The following is a 21,127-nucleotide window of genomic DNA, read 5'->3' on the forward strand; positions in this document are numbered from 1 at the left end:
ACAAATATTGATGATAAATTGCCTCACTTCTATATGGTTAATACACATATCCTCATTATTTACTGATTCATTTCTATCAGCATTTTTTAAATTGCATAAAAGCTGGCTATCCTATATAACATGTCCATTGGTTTTCCAATTCATTAGTGTATAGGAGGAATAATAATCCCTATTCCATATATTATTGTACTTAGCTTGCTTATTTCATTATTAAATATATTTGATGGTTTTGCGACACACTTTGGGTTGCTGCACAATAAAATTGAAGAATCAAACCCGATTATGCACTTTTTATGGATGTCAAGCCCTGCCTTGTTTTTAACAGTGAAAATGATGCTGTCTATATCCATTTCCTATCTTTCCTATTTAGTTTATAAGCTGAGTAGCACTCGTTTCCGAAAACTATACACAACCTGTTTGTTGGGAATTTTCATCCTTTACTTAGCAATTTTCAGTATACATTTGTACTGGCTAATTGTACTTTAATCTAATTATTCTTGCTTTATAGAACAATCGTTATTTTAATGTTCCCGTACTAATGATGGATGTTTTTACATGAACATCAATTGCAACTTTACTAACAATTTCTCTCTTCTTTTCAGTTGTCCATTTTCCATAATGGTACATTCGAAAATATTCACTTAGCCCACTTGGATCTACTTGCCATTCATTCAGTTTATCTAAAAACGTCTTAATATCTTGCTCTAACTCCTTATTTACGTCTTTTTCCAATTCGGCTAAGCTTTCTGTTGTAAATAAATCATTCTCTCTTTCACCTTTGTACTCACTTAATGTTCCTTTTATCTCTATAGATATAGTGAGCTTAGGTGAAGTCATACTTTTATTGCTTTTTAAGTGCACATCATTTTCAACTAAGTCAATTAATAGTTTTTCTTTGCCATGTCCCTGTTCCATCGTAATATCCAATGGGGCAAGGTTTTTTCTTCCTTGTATTGCTTGAATAATAAGTGCCTCTTTTGGATTTATTAATTCAAACATTTGGTTACCTTTAAACACCGCAATTCCTTTTATTTCAATTTTATCGCTATTTTTATCAATAAACGGAATAATAGGATCGAACACAGGATTAGTAATCGTATACATAAAATCGTGAATATTTGTATTAGGATTAAATGCTGTATTTATGCTTGGCTGCAATAAATCGTTTAAATAAAAGTTAATATTTGGTTTATCAGGATAATTATATTTTAGCATTTCTTCTCCATTTTCTTTCACAATCGCAATAAGTACTTTATTACCTACTTCTGCATTTCGGTATAAATGTTGAATCACTTTTCGCACATTACCTTGACGTGCAAACTCCTCATTAAACAACACAACACGTAATTGATTAAAAACAATTTTTTTATCTGAAAGCTTTTCTATTTCCACAATGCCATTTGAAACGAGATCCGTGACGACTGTAAAAGTCTGTGTACTCCGTTGTGCTTCAGGTGAATATTGAGGGATTGCGACGGTTAGTTTCATGCTGTCTTTATCTATATAATCAAAAGCGATTATACCTACCATCCCTACATCTTCAAGTGGTACCTTTATTTCCTTTTCTCCGCAAGCAGCTAAAAATAACAGTTGTATAAAAAGCATTAGACAAAGAAGTTTTCTGTTCATAATTGCACCTGCTTCTTTTTTCGAAATGCATAAATCATAATTAATAAAATAGGCCATAAAATTAGCATGTAGCCAACATAACTTGCACCGATAAATAATTTTTCTTGAAAATCTCTTGAAAAAGGCATTTTCACAACAAAGAAAATAATTATTGCTAAAATATATAAATAAGCTTTACTTTTTTTAGATAGTAAAGAATCTACACCTTTTTTCGCACACCATAAATAAGCTGCCACCGTAGATAATATTAAAAATACCCATAATGTAATACCGAAAATATCAATTCTTTCAATAAAAGAAAACTCACCAGCTTTAAATAAATTTAATACTGAGAATTCAACGTTTACCAGCTGCCATTCTGAATAATACATTACGCTTATCGCTGTTGTAATAAAACAAATTAGAATACTAATCCAAATACCTATTAGCGTATGCCGATATGCTTTTTTTTGATCGACAATGTAAGGAAAATAAAACATAATTAATTCATAGCCTAAAATCGATAAATAACCTCTTTTTAATGCCTCATAAAAGTCGTTTACACTAAAAAAATTGTATAGAGGTAGAAAATGGCTCATATCGCCCTTTTCAAATGCCCAATGTGTAAAATAGACCATTCCAATTGTTAGAAAAAAGGTCAAAATACAAAATCTCGCTATAGATTTAATACCTCCACTAACAATGTAAACAAGCAATAATAAAAAACAAAAAACAGGTCCAGTAATTGTTTGCTCTTGAAGTGCAGTACTTTGAATAAGATGCATATAATTACTAATAATTCCCGCAATAAAAACAATAAATTGAATAACGAAAAAAAGATTAATAAATTTACCTAACCATTTTCCTAGTAGAATTTCATTTATACGAAATAGGTTATCGTTCGGATATTTTGAACTAATCCAAACCATTGGGTAAAGTGTAGCACTCGCAATAACACCAAAAAGCAGTGGCATAAAAGCCTGGCTATATCCTAAAGAACTAAGTTGCTGAGGTAGTGAGAGAATGCCCGTACCGATCATTACGCTTTGTGCCAAAAAAACTACATGATATGCATTTAATAGCTTCCTCTTGCTCTTACCTGTACTCAACTTTAAACACCTCAAATTCTGTAACAGCTTTTATTTTTTTTGCGCTCTAGAAATACCTTTCTTTTCATTTAAATATTTAATTGGAAAACGAATAATACTATCCATTAAATCTTTTGCGTTACGAGGAACGACTGGCGTCATATATGGTGTCCCTAGAGAATTTAAACGTAATAAATGCGCAAATAGCCATGCAAACGCGAGCATTAATCCGTACAATCCAAAAAGCCCTGCCGATAAAATAAAAATATAACGAATAAATCTACTTGTATTACTTAATAAAAAGATCGGTGGGAGGAATGACAGTAAGGCCGATGTGGCAACTAATACAATTAAAATATTACTAAGCAATCCAGCTTCAACGGCCGCAGTACCAATAACGATACCTCCTACGATACCAATTGTTTGACCAACTTTCGCAGGCATTCGTGACCCAGCTTCACGGAGTACTTCAATAATTAATTCAATAAACAATACTTCTATTAGCGGTGGAAACGGTACTTTACTTCTTGATTCCTGCAAGTTTAACAATAGCTCATAAGGTAAAATTTCAGGATGAAAAGTCAATGCAGATATATACATTGGCGTAATCATAATGGTCATAAAAAAACCAAAAAATCGAAGCATCCTTAGCAAAGATGCTGTTGTCCAACGGTTATAATAATCTTCAACAGAAACAAACAGTTCAAAAAATGATGTCGGACAAACAATCGCTGCTTGGCTATTATCCATAAAAATCACGATTCTTCCATCAATAAGATACTGACTGACACTGTCTGGTCGTACGCTCATATAGTGCTGTGGGAAGGGCGATAACGGATTATCTTCAATCAGTTGCTTGAGCTCTGATATATCTGTAAAAAAGGGATATTGTAAATTATCAATGCGCTCTCGTAGCGTGTCTAAATTTTCTTTATTTACGATATTATCCATATATAAAATTGAAATTTTTATATTTGTTTCGGTTCCTATAGTTCGTGTTTCGTTTTTTAACATTGGATTTTGAATTCGTCTTTTTACTAATGAGATATTGGTCTCTAATGATTCTGTAAAAGCATCTTGAGGTCCAATAACGGTTGATTCGGTTTCCGTATTCGTAATTGAACGAGTAGGCGCACTATAGGTATCAATTACCTGTAAAAGAGCAGGTTTGTGGAAAAATAATAACGTTTGACCAGCATTTAATTTTTGTAAAATTACATCAATATCGTCTAAGGCAACCGATTCCGATATTTGGAAAATTTGATTAACATGATTGGCTAACGGAATGAAAACCATTGATTGTATGGTCATTTTCTCGATAAGTGAAGAGAAATAAATAATCGTAACATACCCTGCGTCTGTATCCATCTCTTTAATAACAACATCATCAATTTCTTGTATCTTTTTCTTTATTTTTTCTAGTACTTGCTGTTCTTTTTCTTCCATGTTATGTCTCCCCCCTTAAAAGCGAATTGAAATTGGCACGCCCCAACTAACATTTATATGTACCATGCATACACCATCACCATATTATTCATATAGTTTGTCCTTTTACTGATTAAATATGTATAAAATATTTCTATAAAAAGGACAAAAAAGGATATATCTCAAGCAAGAGATATATCCTTTTTTATTATTTTGTATAATTATTTTCAGATCGATTTTTTCCAATACCGAACAAATAGTAGCTCAGTGTAATAAGAATAAGGAAAACAATGCCTACAATTAATGAAACTCGTGTATCCTCATTGAACCACATACCAACGAGTACCATTATTAAAAACGCAATTGTAGCATAGTTTGTGAAAGGAGCGAATGGCGTTTTAAATGGATGTTTTTCCAATTGTGCTCCTTTTTCCTTTCTAAAGCGAATCTGACTTATTAAGATGACAAACCACGGAATCATCCCTGGCAGTACACTAGCACTATATACATAGACAAATAGGTTTTCTGGAGCAATGTAACTTAAAATAACGCCAACAACTAAACCAACTAGCACACCAGCTGTACCCAGAATTGGTACACCATTATTTGAAAGCTTTGCAAAAAACTTAGGTGCCTGACCATTCATAGCAAGAGTGTAAAGCATGCGCCCAGCACTATAAATCCCACTATTACAGCCACTCATCGCTGCTGTAATGACAACAAAGTTAATGATACCTGCCGCGGCAGTAATACCCACTTTTGCGAAAGTGGCAACAAATGGACTACCAATTGTCCCTAATTCATCCCACGGATAAACGGTTACAATGATAAAAATTGCACCGATATAGAAAATTAAAATGCGCCAAATAATACTTTGTATTGCATTCGTAATTGTTGTTTGGGGATTTTTTGCTTCTCCCGCAGTAATCCCAATAAGCTCTACGCCTTGGTAAGCAGCAACAACTAAAGATAATGCAAAGAAGAACCCTGTCCATCCGCCAGTAAAGAAGCCTCCGTGGGCCCAAAGATTTGATAGACCAATTGCAATGCCTCCATTGCCAATACCAAAGAAGATTAGGCCAAAGCCCGCCACAATCATTAACACAATCGTAACGATTTTTATCATCGCAAACCAAAACTCAAATTCCCCAAATGATTTAACAGAAACAAAGTTGGCAACACCTAGTATTACCATGGCAATCAATCCAGGCATCCACGCAGGCAAATCAGGGAACCAATACTGCATGTACGTTCCGACTGCGATAATTTCGGACATCCCAACGATAACCCACTGAAACCAGTTACTCCATGCCGTTAAATAACCTGCTAATGGATGTATATATTTATAACCGAATGTTGCAAATGACCCCGTACTTGGCTCAACATAAAGCATTTCACCCATTGCACGCATAATAAAAAATATAAAAATACCTGATATAGCATAGGCAAGGAGCACGGATGGCCCAGTCCACTGAATAGCACTGGCAGAACCCATAAATAGACCTACACCTATGGTCCCACCAAGAGCAATCATTTGAATATGTCGCGCCTCCAAGCCTCTATTTAATTCTTTTTTTGCCACTTGTATACGCCTCTTTCTACTAATATTGCTTCGTTATTTACTTTATAAATAATAATAAATTCTTTCGATAAATACAAATGTATTTTTAGGAAAAACATATTTTTTCTCACTAGAAGAACTAATAAAGCAAACGTAAACGCAAGTTACTATGTTGTAATACAAGACATTATATTAGATGTAAATCCCGTTAGAACAAGGAATTTTTGGGTAAACTCCAGATGAAATCAATTATTCATTTTGAAAATATATAAACGTACTACTTTGTAATTTGAAAATTTTAAGAAACAAAAAAAATTATTTTATGCATCCGCATTATTGTTTCAGAATATTCTTAATTATACTTTTTGCATTCAATAACCACATTATTGTTCATTCAATTTAAATATTTCTTAATATTCAACCGATTTAGTAGAAAATTAGCAAAAACAATTGACCTGAAAGTCAAAAAAGTATAATATTTTTACATATTTCTATGAAAAAGAGGCTTATATGTGAGAAATTTATTATTTAGAAGAAAAAATATAAAGGATTTATTAAAAAAAGATAGTTCAATTCAGCTCAAACAATCGCTAGGTGCTTTTGATCTAATATTACTTGGCGTTGGTGCTATTGTTGGAACAGGCATTTTCATCCTACCTGGCACAGTAGCTGCTACCCACGCAGGTCCTGGAATTGTGTTTTCTTTTATTATAGCTGCTATCGTTTGCGCGTTAGCAGGCATGTGCTATTCTGAGTTTGCGTCAAGTGTACCTGTCACGGGAAGTGCCTACACATATAGCTATATTGTATTTGGAGAAATTGTTGCTTGGTTAGTTGGTTGGGCGCTGTTATTAGAGTATGGACTAGCCGTTGCAGCCGTTGCAACAGGATGGTCATCTTATTTAAGTGCTTTACTGGCTGGCTTCCAAATATCGCTTCCAACAGCCGTCTCGGGTTCATTCGATCCATCCGCTGGTACGTACATTAACCTCCCTGCTATTGTCATAATTTTCGCTACTGCATTTTTCTTAACACTCGGGATAAAGGAATCAACAAGATTAAATTCCATTATGGTGTTCTTGAAAGTGGCAGTGATTTTTCTATTTATTGGCGTTGGAATATTTTACGTTGAGCCTACAAACTGGCAGCCATTTCTCCCATTTGGTGTAAGCGGGGTATTGGGCGGCGCAGCACTTGTATTCTTCGCTTACTTAGGATTTGATGCTGTTTCATCCGCAGCTGAGGAAGTAAAAAATCCCCAACGCAATATGCCTATTGGGATAATTGGTTCCCTGTTAATATGTACAGTTCTTTATGTCATTGTCTCACTCGTGTTAACAGGCATGGCCCCATACACACAACTGAACGTCAGTGATCCTGTCAGCTATGTCATGCAGCTCGTTCATCAAGATTGGATTGCTGGTATCATTTCATTAGGTGCAGTTGTAGGAATGATGACCGTTATTCTTGTAATGTCCTATGGAGGGACACGCTTATTATATGCACTAGGTCGTGACGGTTTACTACCAAAAAGTATGGCAGAGCTAAGTCCAAAGTTTAAAACGCCAGTGAAAAACACTTGGGTATTTGCAGTACTTGTTGCTTTCTGTGCTGGCTTCGTTCCTTTGTCAAAGTTAACTGAGCTTGTCAATATGGGAACACTCATAGCTTTCACAATCGTCTCACTTGGCGTGATTTATTTAAGAAAAAATAAAAACATTCCTTCAGGCGGCTTTAAAGTACCGTTCTTCCCTGTGTTACCTATTTTGTCATTCTTCATGTGTTTATTTTTAATTTCACAGCTATCCGTACATACTTGGATTGCTTGTGGTCTTTGGTTTATTTTTGGCTTGATAATATACTGTGTATACGGGCTAAAGCATAGCACAATGAATTAAGGTGTCAGGCACTCAAACAATTCTGAATTTTCACTAGGCATGCCCGTGAGAGTGTCAGGCACTCAAACAATTTTTTCCGATTACAAAAAACCCGCTGAAAATTCAGCGGGTTTTTACGTTTTCGTTGTCTAATTGATTTATTGCAACATTGTTTGTTCCTGTAGCTTTATCGCAAAATATTTGCGCGCATCCGCTGTCAGAATTTGCAAATGCACAACCTCTTCCTGCCGTGCAAACTCCACAAACATGCCACTTAAGTTTTCATAAACATATTTGATTTTAAAGCCACTATCTAAAAATTCGTCAATTTTTTTTATTTCCTCTGTACTTTGTAAGAAATCAGACATAGCCACACCCCTCTTTTACTTTCTACTCAGCACCTTTTATTTCAAGTATTGGTTCTGCCTGATCTACTGTCTCAACGTCCTCTGAACTAGCTGTCGGGTGAGATAGTGAATCTTGACCAAATAGTTCATCCAAGTTGTGACCAGCAGTAATTCCTAAATACTTAACATCACTTGGATCTTCTAGTTCAGCTTGTGGATACTTTTTGAACCACCAATACTTCGCCAACACATAGTAAACGAGCGCTCCGACAATAAATCCAACTAGGGACGAATATGCAGAAAACACATTAGCTACTGCCCCACCGACAATCCAAGCTATCAAACCAGCTAAATTAAAGCCTTTCATATATTTAAATTGGCCATTTAGCTCATACAAATCTTTTACGTTCACACGTCTTTTACGTATTAAATAATAATCTGCAAATAAAATACCGACAATTGCCGTTAAAATACCACCTATAATTAATAACGCATTCACTAATACATCAAATAAGCTCCACGGCTGTGCAAGAATTCCTATTATCCCTGCAATAACAACACCTACCCAAAACGGAACTTTTGGACCGCCAATATTTGAGAAAATAGTAGCTGCTGGAATTACATTAGCAGATGTATTTGTTGACCATTGTGCTAGAACGATCATTAATAAAAGTATTCCCAAAATAAAGCCACTCGCACTTTGTTGTAATGCGTTTATTGGATCAGCAGATGCGACAGCCATATAACAAACCGCTCCGATAGTAACGATAAACGTATTCGTAATAGGCATGACAATTAATGAACCGACCAACTGCGTTTTATTACGTTTAAACCAATTGCGCTCATTTTTTGGTGCTTTAAAGAAGCGAGAAAGGGACGGCATGTCGGCTGCTAAAGTAGCCCAGAAGCCCATATTCGCCATAATGACAATCATAAATGCTGTAAATGCCGCTACACCTGTAGTTGGCGTTTCAACCCAAGACCAAATTTCTTTTCCTTGAGCTGTAGCAGCATCAGCTAATGTTATATACATCCAACAGGAAATCAAAATGATAATCGGCGCTGCTAAATCTGCAAACCGCTCGATTGATTTAATGCCTAACGATGTATTGAAAAGTTGAAGTGCTGCAAAGACAAGGAAGCATATGAACCAATTATTAAAGTTAAATAGTAAATTTAAAATCCCATTAATAGCCATTGCACCGAAATATGTGTTTAGACCAAACCAACAGGCCGCTGTCACCCCTCGAACTAACGACGGTATATGTGTTCCAAACGTACCGAAAGGAGCACGCATATAGACAGGAAAAGACAAGCCATGTTCTATTCCGATATCTCCAATTAACGTCATAAATACACCGATTAAACACGAACCTATTAACGTTGCTAAAATTACCATAGGTAACGGTAAACTCATAATAGCAGAACCGCCTATTGCAAAGGCCGCTAATACAATAGCCATTCCTATCCAAATAACTGCAAAACCGAATGTTCCAATATTTCTTTGTTGATGTGTCACTGGAAGTAAATCAGGGGATTTCAAATAATTCCCGTCATGTTCCATACATTTCGCTCCTTTTTAATAAATTATGCATCCGTATCAAGCAATCCGAATAATGAGTAAGGCTGACCTAGCGCATCATTCATCACTTGTACTTGTTGCATGATTTTTCATTCAAATAGTTCCCGAATGAAAGGGCTATAAGAACATTTCTTTCGAGCTCCTTCAACGGTTGATTGCCCTACTGAATGAAATTTTCCGTGACATCTACTTGAGGTTGCCTCCCTTTAACACTAAAGGGAGGTGGAAAAACAGTTACTAACTAACAGTCGAAAATTTTATTTAGATAGACTACTCATAATTAATTGACGCTCATTCCAAGTCATTGGTGCAATAGCAGATTTTCTTTCTACCATTGTAATTGCGCCATCCACTGGGCACACAATGGAGCACAAATTACATCCAACGCAATCTTCCTCACGAACCTTTAACTTTGGCACCCCATTTTCTGTATATAAATCGATACATTGATGGGACGTATCTTCGCATGCAATATGACACTTATTGCAGTTAATACATACATCATTATTAATTTCCGCGACAATTTTATAATTTAAATCTAAATTGCCCCAGTCTGAATAACGAGATACCGAGCGTCCAACTAAATCTTTCACTGACGCAATCCCTTTATCATCTAAATAATTATTTAATCCATCAATCATATCTTCAACAATACTAAATCCATGATGCATTGCTGCTGTGCATACTTGCACACCTGTCGCACCCATTAAAATAAACTCTGCCGCATCTTGCCAATTAGAAATACCTCCGATACCCGAGATAGGCACATTAATAAGAGGATTACGGGCACACTCTGCCACCATATTTAGGGCAATCGGTTTAACAGCTGGACCACAATAGCCACCATGTGCCCCTTTACCAGCAACATGTGGCACAGTATTCCATGTATCTAAATCGACACCTGCCAGGCTATTAATTGTATTAATCATACTAATGGCATCTGCTCCACCTCTTGTCGCTGCTTCAGCAGTGACAGTTATATCCGTTATGTTAGGTGTTAACTTCACAATAACTGGTGTACGTGCTGCCTCTTTCACCCAATACGTTTGCTTCTCCACCAATTCAGGTACTTGACCAGAGGCGGAGCCCATTCCTCGTTCTGCCATCCCATGTGGACAACCAAAATTAAGCTCAAGACCATCTACCCCCACATCTTCTACTCGTTTTACAATTTCATGCCACTTTTCCTGCTTCGGTTCTACCATAAGGGAAGCAATAATGGCATGATCGGGAAACCTTTTTTTCGTTTCATAAATTTCTTTTAAATTTACTTCCAACGGTCTATCAGTAATTAATTCAATATTATTGAAGCCTGCCACTCGTTGTCCGTTATAACTGACTGCTGCAAATCGTGAAGAAACATTTAAAATTGGTTCACCTAATGTTTTCCACACCGCACCACCCCACCCCGCTTCAAATGCACGTTGCACTTGATAGCCTGAGTTCGTTGGCGGTGCGGATGCAAGCCAAAATGGATTTGGTGATTTTATCCCCGCTAAATCAATTCGTAAATCTGCCATGTCACTTCCCCCCTTATGCAATCTCGCTCGGTTTTCTTAAACGCTCATGAATCTTATAAGCTGCATCTTTACCTTGCTGAACAGCTGTTACTACCATTGCCTCACCTTGTCCGTTTCCAAAAACAACATCACCACAAGCAAACACTTTTTTATTGGATGTTTGCATTGTTGTTTCATCAATATCGACAACGCCATTTGTATGCTGTATGCCAAAAGATTCAATTAATGAAACAAAACGTGTTTGACCAATCGCTTTGATGACGGCGTCTACATTGATTATAAAATTGGACCCTGCAATTTCTTCTGGTCTTTGACGGCCATCCGCGCCTGGTGCACCTAGCTGCATTTTCACACATTCAATGCCAACAACTTCCCCTGCTTCATTGCCAATAATTTTTTTAGGCGCAGTTAACCAATTGAACTCCACTCCATCTTGCTTAGCAAATTCAAATTCAAATTTGTAGGCAGTCATTTCTTTTTGTGTTCTTCGATAAAGAATTTTCACATTGTCGGCGCCTAATCGAACAGCACAAGTAGCACCATCAATTGCTGTATTTCCAGCACCAATTACCGCTACGCGTTTTCCTACCATATCAGTTGGAAGCGCTCCCACTTTTGTTTGCTTTACAAACTCAATTGCATCATGGACACCGACAAGATCTTCCCCTTCGATGCCAAGGTTCGGTACAGCCCCCATCCCAACGGCTAAAATAACACTGTCATATTGTGCTAAAATTTCATCTGCAGAAATATCGATACCAACTGTAGTATTTGTTTGAATGTTTACACCAAGCTTTTCAATTTGTTCTACTTCCCAATCAGCTACCTCATTAGGTAATCGGAATGACACAATGCCGTAAGTTCCTAAGCCACCCGCTTTCGATTCAGCCTCAAAAATTGTGACACTATAACCAAAACGACTAAGCTCACGTGCCGCTGAAAGACCTGCTGGACCAGCGCCGATTATTGCGACCTTTAGTCCATTACTTTCACCCTTCTTAAAGAGCTGTGTATTGGTCTCCATTGCCCAGTCTGTAGCATAACGCTGAAGCTCTCCGATTTTGATTGGCTTTGTTGATGAATTTAATACACAAGCCCCTTCACACAGCTCTTCTGTTGGACAAACCCTTGCACAACTTGCACCAATTGGGTTTGCTTCTAATATAGTAGTAGCAGAGCCCTTCATATTACCCGATGCAATTTTTTTTATGAAATTTGGAATTTGAATACTCGTCGGACAAGCTTTAATACAAGGTGCGTCATAACAATAAAGACAACGATTTGCTTCTTCAATTGCTTCGTTTTTGGTCATTCTGCTAGTTAATTCAACAAAATTACGTTTCAGTTGCTTTGTCATTTCATGTTCTTGAATCGGAACCATTTCCACATCCCCCTCATGTGTTCTTGATGTGACTCGCCATTGTTTAATAGCCGATTGTCTTGTTCTCCAGTCAAAACAATCGGCCATGCATAGCCTTTTATTGATATAGTCTAGGGGTGACCCACTCAGACTGTAGGTCCCCTTGTTAGCATGCTTTCTCTACTTATAAAAATAGAGAATGCTGAAGCAAGTTAAATTTTTATCGTTTCTCCAGCAGACGCTTTCAACTCACGTTTTATAAAGCGTCCACTACCTAATACACCGACAAATTCTTTCTCTTTAATAACGTATTCACCACGCACAAGTACTGAAATTGGTTCACCAGTAATTTCCCAGCCTTCATATGGATTGTAATCGACATTCATATGATGTGTTTTAGCTGAAATTTCGCGTTTTACATCAGGATCAAAAATAACAATATCAGCGTCTGAACCAATTGCGATTGTTCCTTTTTGTGGGAATAGACCAAAGATTTTCGCTGCACTCGTCGAAATCATATCGACAAATTCATTAATTGTTAATTTGCCCTTTGCAACACCTTCCGAATATAAGATGCTAAAGCGATCTTCAATAAACGGTCCACCATTTGGAATTTTCGAGAAATCATTTAGCCCTAATTGTTTTTTGCCATTAAAACTAAACGAGCATTGATCGGAACCTATTGTTTGTAATTGCTTTGCTTTTAGCGCATTCCACAGGTGCTCCTGATGATATTTAGGACGAAGTGGTGGTGACCAAACGTATTTCGCCCCTTCGAAGCCAGGCTGTGCTAAAGCAGACTGATCTAATGTTAAATAAGGTGGACATGTTTCTCCATACACGTCGTAACCTTTTTCACGCGCGGCGATAATTTCATCAACGGCCTCTTTACAAGTTACATGGACAACATACAACGTTGCACCTGCTAAATGAGCTAATTCGATGGCACGCTTTGTCGCCTCGCCCTCTAACTCTGCTGGTCGAGTTAGTGCGTGGTATATCGGCTCTTTATGTCCCGCTTTTCTCGCCTCTTCCACAAGCTCGTCGATAACAGAGCCATTTTCACAGTGCACCATAACAGTAGCGCCAACCTCTTTTGCAATTTTAAACGCTTTAAAAAGTGTACGGTCTGTTGCTTGGAATTCTTTTGCATAGGCCATAAAGACCTTTACTGAAGTAATTCCTTCTTGCTCTAACAATACTGGTAACTCCGCCTCTGTCTCTGGCGTTAAATCACCAATCATTAAGTGGAATCCGTAATCAATTGCTGATTTCCCTTTTGCCTTTTCATGCCACTTCTCAACTGCTGTAGAAAGCTTCTTTTCTCCAGCCGTTAAGCAGAAGTCTAAAATGGTTGTTGTGCCACCAAATGCCGCCGCAATCGTACCAGACTTCCAATCATCATCTGTCACTGTATTGTTAAAGGGCATATCTAAATGTGTATGTGGGTCAATTCCTCCAGGCATAACATATTTGCCAGTAGCATCAATAATTTCTGCGCCTTCTACAGATAAATTTTTTCCAATTTGGACAATCTTTCCGTTTTCTATAAGAATATCTGCCTCGTATACATCAGAAGCAGTTGCTACTCGTCCACCTTGAATGATTTTTTTCATGCTATCCCTCACCTTTCGTGTCAATTCAAGTCATTATTTGAATTTATTCTAGTAGCCTGATAGTTTGCAAAATCACCATTAAAAAATTAACTGCCTTAATTGTCACAGCTCTGCTAGCTTTTACTGCGGGGTCATCGAGTCCGTCATTTTCCTACCAACTTGTCTATTAATATTCTAGTAAAACTAATTTACCGAGTACGATGCGCCCATACTATATTTCGTTTGCATCGTTAATACCGTTTCAAGTAGTACGTCTGCTCCCTTTGCACAATCTTCAAACGCTGTTTCCTCCTCCTCGCAATGACTCTTGCCTTTAATGCTCGGTACAAATATCATTGCTGAAGGAATTATACTCGCAATATATTGTGCATCATGCCCTGCGCCACTAAACATTCGATGAGCGCTATAACCAAAGCGTTGGCAAGACATTTCGATCTCATCACAAATTTTTGTATCAAACATTACCGTATCTCTACCCCACAGTTTGACTGGCTGTATGCGGCACCCCATATCCTCTGTAGGCAAAGCATTCAAAATTTCTTCAACCCTTTGCATTACCTCAGGCTTTTGATGACGAGAATCAATTGTAAATGTCACTTTATTTGGAATAACGGTATGAATATTAGGAAAAACATTCATTCGCCCAAACGTGAATACTAGTTGTTCGTCAATTTTCCTAAGCTGTTCATGGATAGACGACATTGTTTTCGATGCAACAATCATTGGATCTTTGCGCATTGACATCGGTGTCGTTCCCGCATGATTGGATTCACCTGTAATAGTAATTTCATAACAAACCATTCCTAGTACCCCTTGGACAACGCCAATTTCTAATTGTTTCGCTTCTAGTACTGGCCCTTGTTCAATATGAAGTTCGATATAAGCAAGTGCTTCTTTTAAACGATGTTGCTGGTCACCCTCATAACCACTAGCTTGTAACGCCGCTTCAAAAGTAATGCCATTTTTATCAACAGACTGTAGCATTTTATCCTTTTCAAATTTTGAAGCAATCACACCAGAGCTCATCATCGCTGGATCAAAGCGAGCACCTTCTTCATTTGTAAAATTAACAATCATTAATGGCACATCTAGCTCAACATCGTTGTCCTTTAATGTTCTAATCGCCTCTAAAGCTGTTAAAACACCTAAAACACCATCAAACTTGCCACCCTTTTCAACAGAATCTAAATGTGAGCCCATGACAATTGGAGGAACTTCCTTTTTCCCTGGTAGAAGGGCATAGATATTAGCCATATCATCCACCTTGATTTCCATCCCTAATTCCTCGCAGCACTTACAAAAATAATCCCTAGCTAAAACATCCTCATTCGAAAGAGACAAACGCGTTACGCCACCGTTTATAGTAGCCCCAAACTGACTAAATTGTTCAATTGAATCTTGCAATCGTCTACTATTACATTTATACATATGCAAGTCCTCTCTTTCACAGTAGTTAATAAATATTCTAAATTAGATAAAATTTACGAGATATGGATATAAAACTAAAAAAATATGTGCATCTGCACATGATATATGGTAAGTTATGTTCATATTAAGGGGGGAAACTATGGGAACGATTCGCAAAATTGTGGAGGGAGTTCAATTCCCTATGCTGACATTAGTAGCTGGACAAAGTGGGTCACATCGCAGAGTTACTGGTATTAACGTAGTAGAGAGCATTGATTTAATTATGTTTTGTCGACCAAATGAACTTGTCGTCACTACAGGTATTAACCTATCACAGCAAGAAGATTCCTTAGAACAACTCGTTAAGTTAGCTTACGAAAAAAAAGTAGCAGGCTTTATTATTAACATTGGCCCTTATATTTCTGCTATTCCTCAGTCAATCATCACTTTTGCTAACGAGCATGATTTCCCTGTTTTTCAAATGCCCTGGCATTGTCGAATAGCTGATTTATTAAAAACTACTTTTCAATTCATTGCAAACCATCACCAAGAGCTTTCCATTGAAGAAAAGGTCCTGTATCATTTACTTTTTCACTATAAAAAACATAATGAATCGATAAAAGAACAATTGATACAACTTGGATTTCCACTAGGTAGAGAGCTTGCCATCATCACTTGTTCAATGATAGGTAGCCAGTCTAGCATCGACCGCTACGAGGTCATGGTCCAATTTGCATTCCAACATCGCTATAAACGGTTTTTAAAACTTAAACATAAAAATCACCTCATTTTTTTAATTGATAGATCACAAATCAATACACCAAACATCCCCTTCTCGAAAATTGTTGAAGAAATCTATGATAAAATTAAACAAAAAAATGGTTCCCTCGATATGATTATCGGTAAAGGAAACTACCAAAAAGAGCATGAAAATATACGTAAAAGCTATGAAGAATCTTTAACTGTCATACAATTAGCACAGCTTCATAACAACCGATTTTTATATAAATATAAAGATATTGGTGCCTATCAAATTATTATGGCCGTTCAAAACCAACCATTAATGCAATCCTTTAGCCAAGATATATTAGGTCAATTACATCGCTACGATGAGCTACACAATACGGATTATGTAGCATTTTTGCGCATTTTTCTCGAGGAAAATGGCAGCACGAGTAAAATAAGCGAACGACAATTTATTCATCGTAATACCGTCCTATACAAAATGAGAAAAATAGAAATGCTTTTAGATATGGATTTAACAAACCCTTTTACAAAAACAAATCTTTACTTAGCTTTTTTGATAGAAGATGTGTTAACGCATCATTAACTAGGGTTTGTAACATCATCTTACTCCCAAAATATATATCTGAATTTTCAATTAATATATTGTCCTTCTAAAACAATTAAGCTATTCATATAAAGTAATAATGGAGTGATCGCCATCTGTTGCCAATAAGCGCAACAGCTTAACAGCTACTAATAGATTTTCGTAGTAGTGCTGCAAATTGAATTGTTTATTATTGCTATACTTGAAGGAGGAATGTTTAAGTTGGTTACGAATACGGGTGTAAAAGAACTCGGGCACTTTATTAATGGAGAAAATGTAGTAGGAAAAAGTAAAACCTTTTCAAATGTCTACAACCCAAGTACAGGAGCAGTAATTGCACGAGTCCCACTTGCCACAAAGGAAGAAGTGCAAGAAGCAATCGTTAGTGCCCAAAATGCCTTTCCTGCTTGGCGCGGACTTTCAGTTGGAAAGCGGGCTGAAATTGTACTAAAGTTTCGTCAATTACTAACAGCACGCATGGATGAATTAATTGACATGATTTGTACTGAAAGTGGGAAAACGATTGAAGATGCCAAAGGGGAAATTACAAGAGGCTTAGAGTCAGTCGACTTGGCAATTAATGCCCCCCATTTATTAAAGGGCGAGTATTCAGTTAATGTAGGCGGGAACATTAATGCCTATTCAGCAAAAGCACCACTTGGCGTTGTTGCTGCCATTTCTCCCTTTAACTTCCCAGTGATGGTACCCCTCGCTATCACTAGTATGGCCGTTGCAGTTGGGAATGCCGTTATTTTAAAACCATCTGAGCGTGTTCCTTGCTCTGCCCTATTTTTGTCTGAGCTTTGGAAGGAAGCAGGTTTACCAGATGGAATTTGGACTGTTATTAATGGGGATAAGGATACTGTAAATGAACTTTTAACAAATCCCTCTATCGAGGCAATTTCATTTGTCGGTTCGACACCAGTTGCAGAATATATTTACGCAACAGGCTCAAAACATGGCAAACGCGTGACAGCATTAGGTGGTGGTAAAAACAATATGGTTGTTATGCCAGATGCAGATTTAGAGCAAGTGGCAAATGCGTTTTTAGGTGCAGCTTATGGTGCAGCATCCCAACGTTGTATGGCCATTTCTACCATCATTCCAGTTGGTGAAACTACAGCTGATAAGCTTGTAAAAATATTAGCTGAAAAAATAGCAGCTTTAAAAGTAGGACCGTATACGGATCCAGAAGTTGATTTTGGACCTGTTATTACTCAACAATCGAAAGAGGCCATCATTGGCTTTATTGACCGTAGTCTTCAAGAGGGGGCTACTATCGTTTGCGATGGTCGTCAACCAGACATCTCGAAAGCGTCTAATGGTTTTTATTTAGGCCCAACATTATTGGATAACGTCAAACCAGGTATGGAAATTTATGAGCAGGAAGTATTTGGACCTGCACGAAATGTCGTACGTGTCCAAACGTTGGAGGAAGCGATTGATTTAATTAACAATCACGAATTAGGGAATGGCGTAACGATCTTCACGAATAATGGAGCTGCCGCTCGAAAATTTACTTCCGAAATTGAAGTCGGTATGGTAGGCGTAAACGTACCAATCCCAATTCCTGTAGGCTACCACAATTTTGGAGGCTGGAAACGGTCAAAATTTGGTGAAGGTCATATGTTTGGACCAGACCAAGTTCGCTTCTTTACAAAAGCAAAAACAATTTCTGAAAAGTGGTTTGAGGATACTACAGAATCTGCATCTTCCTTTGCTTTCCCAAGTAATAACGACTAAAAATATAAGCCGTCTCAGTTGTACATTTGAGACGGCTGTTTGTTCCGAAAAATTAATGCACCTAAAGAACGATCTGTTTTAAAGTGCTTACTTTTTCTTGTTTTTGGTATTTGTATTGGTATTGGTATTGTTATTTGTATCTTTTTTATTCGTTTTTGGAACGTCTGTGAAGTCTGCTTCTTCCCCAGCTTCCATACCATAACTTGGGTTGCTGTTAATACGAGTATGCGTCTCGAGGTTCTCTTCCCCATCCAAACGCTTTGCAAGGATTGGAATCGATATAAGTCCAGCAATTCCTACTAGTGCATATACCCACCTAGACAATACAGCTGTTTGTCCACCAAATAAATATGCGACTAAATCAAATCTAAAAAATCCGATTAGACCCCAGTTAATTGCACCAATAATTACGAGAACTAAGGCAATCCTATATAATGTTCCCATTCGTAGTCCCTCCTTTCTTTCTTTAGTGGCAAAGCAAGTCAAATGTCTGGCAAAGCTAAACCTCACCATTATTCTTTATGACGAATGAGCCATTAGTGAATGTGTCATGTAAGTTATTTACAACACTCATAATGACGGTCTTATTTTTCGCAATAACTGTTTTTTTATACAAGGTGCGCTTTGACTGCAAAAAAGCATACAAAAAGCACTAATAAATCTTAAAATGACCATTTATTAGCGCTTAATATTTCGTTATAGTTAGTTTATTTACCTTTGTGAAATGACTTTTCATGCTGAAGTAACCATTCTTTCCGCCATAAACCGCCAGCATACCCAGTTAAAGTTCCATTCGAACCGATAATCCGATGACAAGGAATAACAATGCTAAGTTTATTTTTGCCATTTGCATTGCCAACAGCTCTTATCGCTTTTTCATTGTTAATTGATAGGGCAATTGTTTTATATGTCCCTATTTCTGCATAGCCTATTTTAGTCAATGCTTGCCATACTTGTTTCTGAAAGTTCGTGCCTTCAACGCTATATGGAAAAGTAAAAGTAAAACGTTGACCCTTAAAATATTCATCCAATTGCTTTAGGCAATCAAGTAAAATTTTCGGTGTTGAATCTTTTGGAAAGTTTATTATGTGCGGCCGTTCGGTAAACATAATTGAACAAACGGCTTCAGCACTGCCAATAATTTCTATAATCCCTATAGGAGAATCGTAATCCACTTTATACATTGTCATATAATGACCTCCATAAATAAAAGGTTGCATAAGCTTGCCATCCTTGCCAAAGTACTTCAAACTCTTTTAGCTCATCTATTGTTGGTTTGCGATCTAATGCTAGTTGCACTTTCAAAGCATTATGGAGTCCAACATCGGCAATGGGAAACGAAGTTGGATTATGAAAACATTTCATAAGGACATAATCCGCAGTCCATGCACCAATTCCTCTTATTGCCATAAGAATTTTTTTAATGTTGGCACTATCTTCTTCATTTAGTAATTTTTCTTTCGTTAATTCACCGCTTGCCATCGCTTGTGCAATTGCAATAATATATTCCGATTTTCGAACAGTAAATTGCAATGCTCTTAAATCTTCTATATTTAGAGAGGCAATTTTTTCACATGTCGGAAATAGCCAATATGTTTTCCCCTCATAAGTCACATGCTCACCAAAATGTTCTACAAATCGTTTTTTGAGCGTATAGGCGAATGTTAAATTTATTTGTTGCCCAATAATTGCCCATACGAGCGCTTCAAATAAATCAGGAATACCTATTATTCGTAATCCATCATATTTTTTTACTAGTTGCTGCAAAATCTTATCTTTTTGTGCCATTTTATAAAATGGCGTCAAGTTTCTATCTAAGTCGAACCATTCCCTTATATAAGCTATCACTTGTACAACAGCAGTTTGGGAAGGTGTTTTAAGCGGAAAGTGAACTTTAATCTTTTGTCCGCTATAGCTAATTTTACATAAAATAAATTCATTATGAATGTTTAGCAATTTGTATAATATTTTATTTTGTATCGTATGCAGTATTTCATGATTGGATCTAGCTAAAAATAATAAGCATTCATCATAGTTAAATAACATTGGCGTACTAATTTCAATGTAGCATTTTTCCTCTGACTGTTTCATAATTCTAGCTCCTTATTTTGCCGATTGCGATATTCAGTAGGAGAGCAGCTTTTTTGGCGCCGAAACACTTTGTAAAAATTAGAAGAACTAAGAAATCCTGTTTCAAAGCAAATTTCTAAAATCGTTAAATTCGTACTCTTTAATAAATGTGCCGCTTTATCGATTCTTATTTTTTCTAAATAAGTACGTGGAGTTTCAGCAGTTGCTTGTTTAAATAATCGTTCGAGATGGAATGGGCTTATCCCAACATGATTGGCAATTTGCTGCAACGTAAGCGTTTGCTTGTATTCTGTCATTAAAAATGATGTAACTACTTTGATAAGTTGCGCATGTGGGGAGTGCTCAACTTCAGGTTGACACCGTTTACAAGCACGAAAACCTGCTTGTTCAACCTTTGTTCGATCATCATAAAATGCTACGTTTATTTTTTTGGGCTTTCTTGACCTGCACGAGGGACGACAATAAATTTTTGTCGTTTTCACTGCTGTGAAAAATAATCCATCATAAGTTCGATCACAAGCAATGATTATCTCCCACATCTCATCAAACGAAAGATTGACGTTAATATCCAT

At 36.9% G+C, this 21,127-nt stretch carries 18 protein-coding genes; 4 read left to right on the forward strand and 14 right to left on the reverse strand.

Features of this window, described 5'->3' with window-relative positions:
- Positions 1–246: 246 nt before the first annotated feature.
- Positions 247–486 (forward strand): DUF5658 family protein, encoded by a 240-nt coding sequence (locus tag JNUCC52_RS23170; RefSeq protein ID WP_443136918.1) that lies wholly within the window; start codon positions 247–249, stop codon positions 484–486.
- Positions 487–516: 30 nt separating this feature from the next.
- Here JNUCC52_RS23170 and JNUCC52_RS05775 read toward each other — a convergent pair whose 3' ends face one another.
- The 4 genes from JNUCC52_RS05775 to JNUCC52_RS05790 all read right to left on the reverse strand — a co-directional run bounded on the left by JNUCC52_RS05775 (position 517) and on the right by JNUCC52_RS05790 (position 5,703).
- Positions 517–1,629: a Ger(x)C family spore germination protein gene (locus JNUCC52_RS05775; protein ID WP_337981667.1), complete on the reverse strand. Its 1,113-nt coding sequence runs from the start codon at positions 1,627–1,629 to the stop codon at positions 517–519.
- Positions 1,626–2,648, reverse strand: coding sequence for a GerAB/ArcD/ProY family transporter (locus JNUCC52_RS05780; protein WP_337982189.1), 1,023 nt, complete (start codon positions 2,646–2,648; stop codon positions 1,626–1,628). The genes JNUCC52_RS05775 and JNUCC52_RS05780 overlap by 4 nt, the downstream gene beginning before the upstream one ends.
- A 99-nt stretch (positions 2,649–2,747) precedes the next feature.
- Positions 2,748–4,142, reverse strand: a complete 1,395-nt coding sequence (locus JNUCC52_RS05785; protein WP_173478503.1) for a spore germination protein — start codon at positions 4,140–4,142, stop codon at positions 2,748–2,750.
- A 187-nt stretch (positions 4,143–4,329) separates the two neighbouring features.
- Positions 4,330–5,703, reverse strand: coding sequence for an amino acid permease (locus JNUCC52_RS05790; protein WP_173478502.1), 1,374 nt, complete (start codon positions 5,701–5,703; stop codon positions 4,330–4,332).
- 491 nt (positions 5,704–6,194) lie between these two features.
- On the opposite strand from JNUCC52_RS05790, the gene bcaP reads away from it, so the two are divergent.
- Positions 6,195–7,580, forward strand: coding sequence for a branched-chain amino acid transporter BcaP (bcaP, locus tag JNUCC52_RS05795; RefSeq protein ID WP_173478501.1), 1,386 nt, complete (start codon positions 6,195–6,197; stop codon positions 7,578–7,580).
- Between the two features lie 137 nt (positions 7,581–7,717).
- Here the strand turns inward: bcaP and JNUCC52_RS05800 are convergent, their stop codons facing one another.
- From JNUCC52_RS05800 to JNUCC52_RS05825, 6 genes are all read right to left on the reverse strand, one after another.
- On the reverse strand, positions 7,718–7,927 hold the full coding sequence (locus tag JNUCC52_RS05800; protein ID WP_173478500.1) for a hypothetical protein: 210 nt from the start codon (positions 7,925–7,927) through the stop codon (positions 7,718–7,720).
- A 22-nt stretch (positions 7,928–7,949) separates the two neighbouring features.
- Positions 7,950–9,470, reverse strand: a complete 1,521-nt coding sequence (locus JNUCC52_RS05805; protein ID WP_337981668.1) for an NCS1 family transporter — start codon at positions 9,468–9,470, stop codon at positions 7,950–7,952.
- A 275-nt stretch (positions 9,471–9,745) separates the two neighbouring features.
- Positions 9,746–11,008: an NAD-dependent dihydropyrimidine dehydrogenase subunit PreA gene (gene preA, locus JNUCC52_RS05810; protein WP_173478498.1), complete on the reverse strand. Its 1,263-nt coding sequence runs from the start codon at positions 11,006–11,008 to the stop codon at positions 9,746–9,748.
- A 13-nt stretch (positions 11,009–11,021) separates the two neighbouring features.
- Positions 11,022–12,389 (reverse strand): NAD(P)-dependent oxidoreductase, encoded by a 1,368-nt coding sequence (locus JNUCC52_RS05815; RefSeq protein WP_337981669.1) that lies wholly within the window; start codon positions 12,387–12,389, stop codon positions 11,022–11,024.
- Between the two features lie 191 nt (positions 12,390–12,580).
- On the reverse strand, positions 12,581–13,984 hold the full coding sequence (gene hydA / locus JNUCC52_RS05820; RefSeq protein ID WP_173478496.1) for a dihydropyrimidinase: 1,404 nt from the start codon (positions 13,982–13,984) through the stop codon (positions 12,581–12,583).
- A gap of 183 nt (positions 13,985–14,167) precedes the next feature.
- Positions 14,168–15,412: a Zn-dependent hydrolase gene (locus tag JNUCC52_RS05825; protein ID WP_337981670.1), complete on the reverse strand. Its 1,245-nt coding sequence runs from the start codon at positions 15,410–15,412 to the stop codon at positions 14,168–14,170.
- A 139-nt stretch (positions 15,413–15,551) separates the two neighbouring features.
- On the opposite strand from JNUCC52_RS05825, the gene JNUCC52_RS05830 reads away from it, so the two are divergent.
- The gene (locus JNUCC52_RS05830; RefSeq protein WP_173478494.1) at positions 15,552–16,721 is read left to right on the forward strand and encodes a PucR family transcriptional regulator; all 1,170 of its coding nucleotides are present in this window, start codon (positions 15,552–15,554) and stop codon (positions 16,719–16,721) included.
- A 213-nt stretch (positions 16,722–16,934) separates the two neighbouring features.
- A complete protein-coding gene (locus JNUCC52_RS05835) occupies positions 16,935–18,464 on the forward strand; it encodes a CoA-acylating methylmalonate-semialdehyde dehydrogenase (protein ID WP_337981671.1) in 1,530 nt (509 codons plus the stop codon).
- 87 nt (positions 18,465–18,551) lie between these two features.
- On the opposite strand, the gene JNUCC52_RS05840 is transcribed toward JNUCC52_RS05835, so the two are convergent.
- From JNUCC52_RS05840 to JNUCC52_RS05855, 4 genes are all read right to left on the reverse strand, one after another.
- Positions 18,552–18,908 carry a DUF378 domain-containing protein gene (locus JNUCC52_RS05840; RefSeq protein ID WP_173478492.1) on the reverse strand — a complete coding sequence of 119 codons (357 nt, stop codon included), beginning with the start codon at positions 18,906–18,908 and terminating at the stop codon, positions 18,552–18,554.
- 263 nt (positions 18,909–19,171) lie between these two features.
- Positions 19,172–19,654, reverse strand: a complete 483-nt coding sequence (locus JNUCC52_RS05845) for a methylated-DNA--[protein]-cysteine S-methyltransferase (protein WP_337981672.1) — start codon at positions 19,652–19,654, stop codon at positions 19,172–19,174.
- A complete protein-coding gene (locus JNUCC52_RS05850; RefSeq protein ID WP_337981673.1) occupies positions 19,641–20,555 on the reverse strand; it encodes a DNA-3-methyladenine glycosylase family protein in 915 nt (304 codons plus the stop codon). The genes JNUCC52_RS05845 and JNUCC52_RS05850 overlap by 14 nt, the downstream gene beginning before the upstream one ends.
- Positions 20,552–21,127 carry a bifunctional transcriptional activator/DNA repair enzyme AdaA gene (locus tag JNUCC52_RS05855; protein WP_173478489.1) on the reverse strand — a complete coding sequence of 192 codons (576 nt, stop codon included), beginning with the start codon at positions 21,125–21,127 and terminating at the stop codon, positions 20,552–20,554. Before JNUCC52_RS05855 ends, JNUCC52_RS05850 begins: the two co-directional genes overlap by 4 nt.

It is taken from the genome of Lysinibacillus sp. JNUCC-52, from assembly GCF_015999545.1.
GTDB lineage: Bacteria > Bacillota > Bacilli > Bacillales_A > Planococcaceae > Lysinibacillus.

Bases quoted from the DNA above. Each gene is read 5' to 3' on its own strand.
- JNUCC52_RS05775 (WP_337981667.1), bottom strand. From the start codon at position 1,629: ATGAACAGAAAACTTCTTTGTCTAATGCTTTTTATACAACTGTTATTT.
- JNUCC52_RS05780 (WP_337982189.1), bottom strand. From the start codon at position 2,648: ATGATCGGTACGGGCATTCTCTCACTACCTCAGCAACTTAGTTCTTTA.
- JNUCC52_RS05785 (WP_173478503.1), bottom strand. From the start codon at position 4,142: ATGGAAGAAAAAGAACAGCAAGTACTAGAAAAAATAAAGAAAAAGATA.
- JNUCC52_RS05800 (WP_173478500.1), bottom strand. From the start codon at position 7,927: ATGTCTGATTTCTTACAAAGTACAGAGGAAATAAAAAAAATTGACGAA.
- JNUCC52_RS05805 (WP_337981668.1), bottom strand. From the start codon at position 9,470: ATGGAACATGACGGGAATTATTTGAAATCCCCTGATTTACTTCCAGTG.
- preA (WP_173478498.1), bottom strand. From the start codon at position 11,008: ATGGCAGATTTACGAATTGATTTAGCGGGGATAAAATCACCAAATCCA.
- JNUCC52_RS05815 (WP_337981669.1), bottom strand. From the start codon at position 12,389: ATGGTTCCGATTCAAGAACATGAAATGACAAAGCAACTGAAACGTAAT.
- hydA (WP_173478496.1), bottom strand. From the start codon at position 13,984: ATGAAAAAAATCATTCAAGGTGGACGAGTAGCAACTGCTTCTGATGTA.
- JNUCC52_RS05825 (WP_337981670.1), bottom strand. From the start codon at position 15,412: ATGTATAAATGTAATAGTAGACGATTGCAAGATTCAATTGAACAATTT.
- JNUCC52_RS05830 (WP_173478494.1), top strand. From the start codon at position 15,552: ATGGGAACGATTCGCAAAATTGTGGAGGGAGTTCAATTCCCTATGCTG.
- JNUCC52_RS05835 (WP_337981671.1), top strand. From the start codon at position 16,935: ATGTTTAAGTTGGTTACGAATACGGGTGTAAAAGAACTCGGGCACTTT.
- JNUCC52_RS05840 (WP_173478492.1), bottom strand. From the start codon at position 18,908: ATGGGAACATTATATAGGATTGCCTTAGTTCTCGTAATTATTGGTGCA.
- JNUCC52_RS05845 (WP_337981672.1), bottom strand. From the start codon at position 19,654: ATGACAATGTATAAAGTGGATTACGATTCTCCTATAGGGATTATAGAA.
- JNUCC52_RS05850 (WP_337981673.1), bottom strand. From the start codon at position 20,555: ATGAAACAGTCAGAGGAAAAATGCTACATTGAAATTAGTACGCCAATG.
- JNUCC52_RS05855 (WP_173478489.1), bottom strand. From the start codon at position 21,127: ATGGATATTAACGTCAATCTTTCGTTTGATGAGATGTGGGAGATAATC.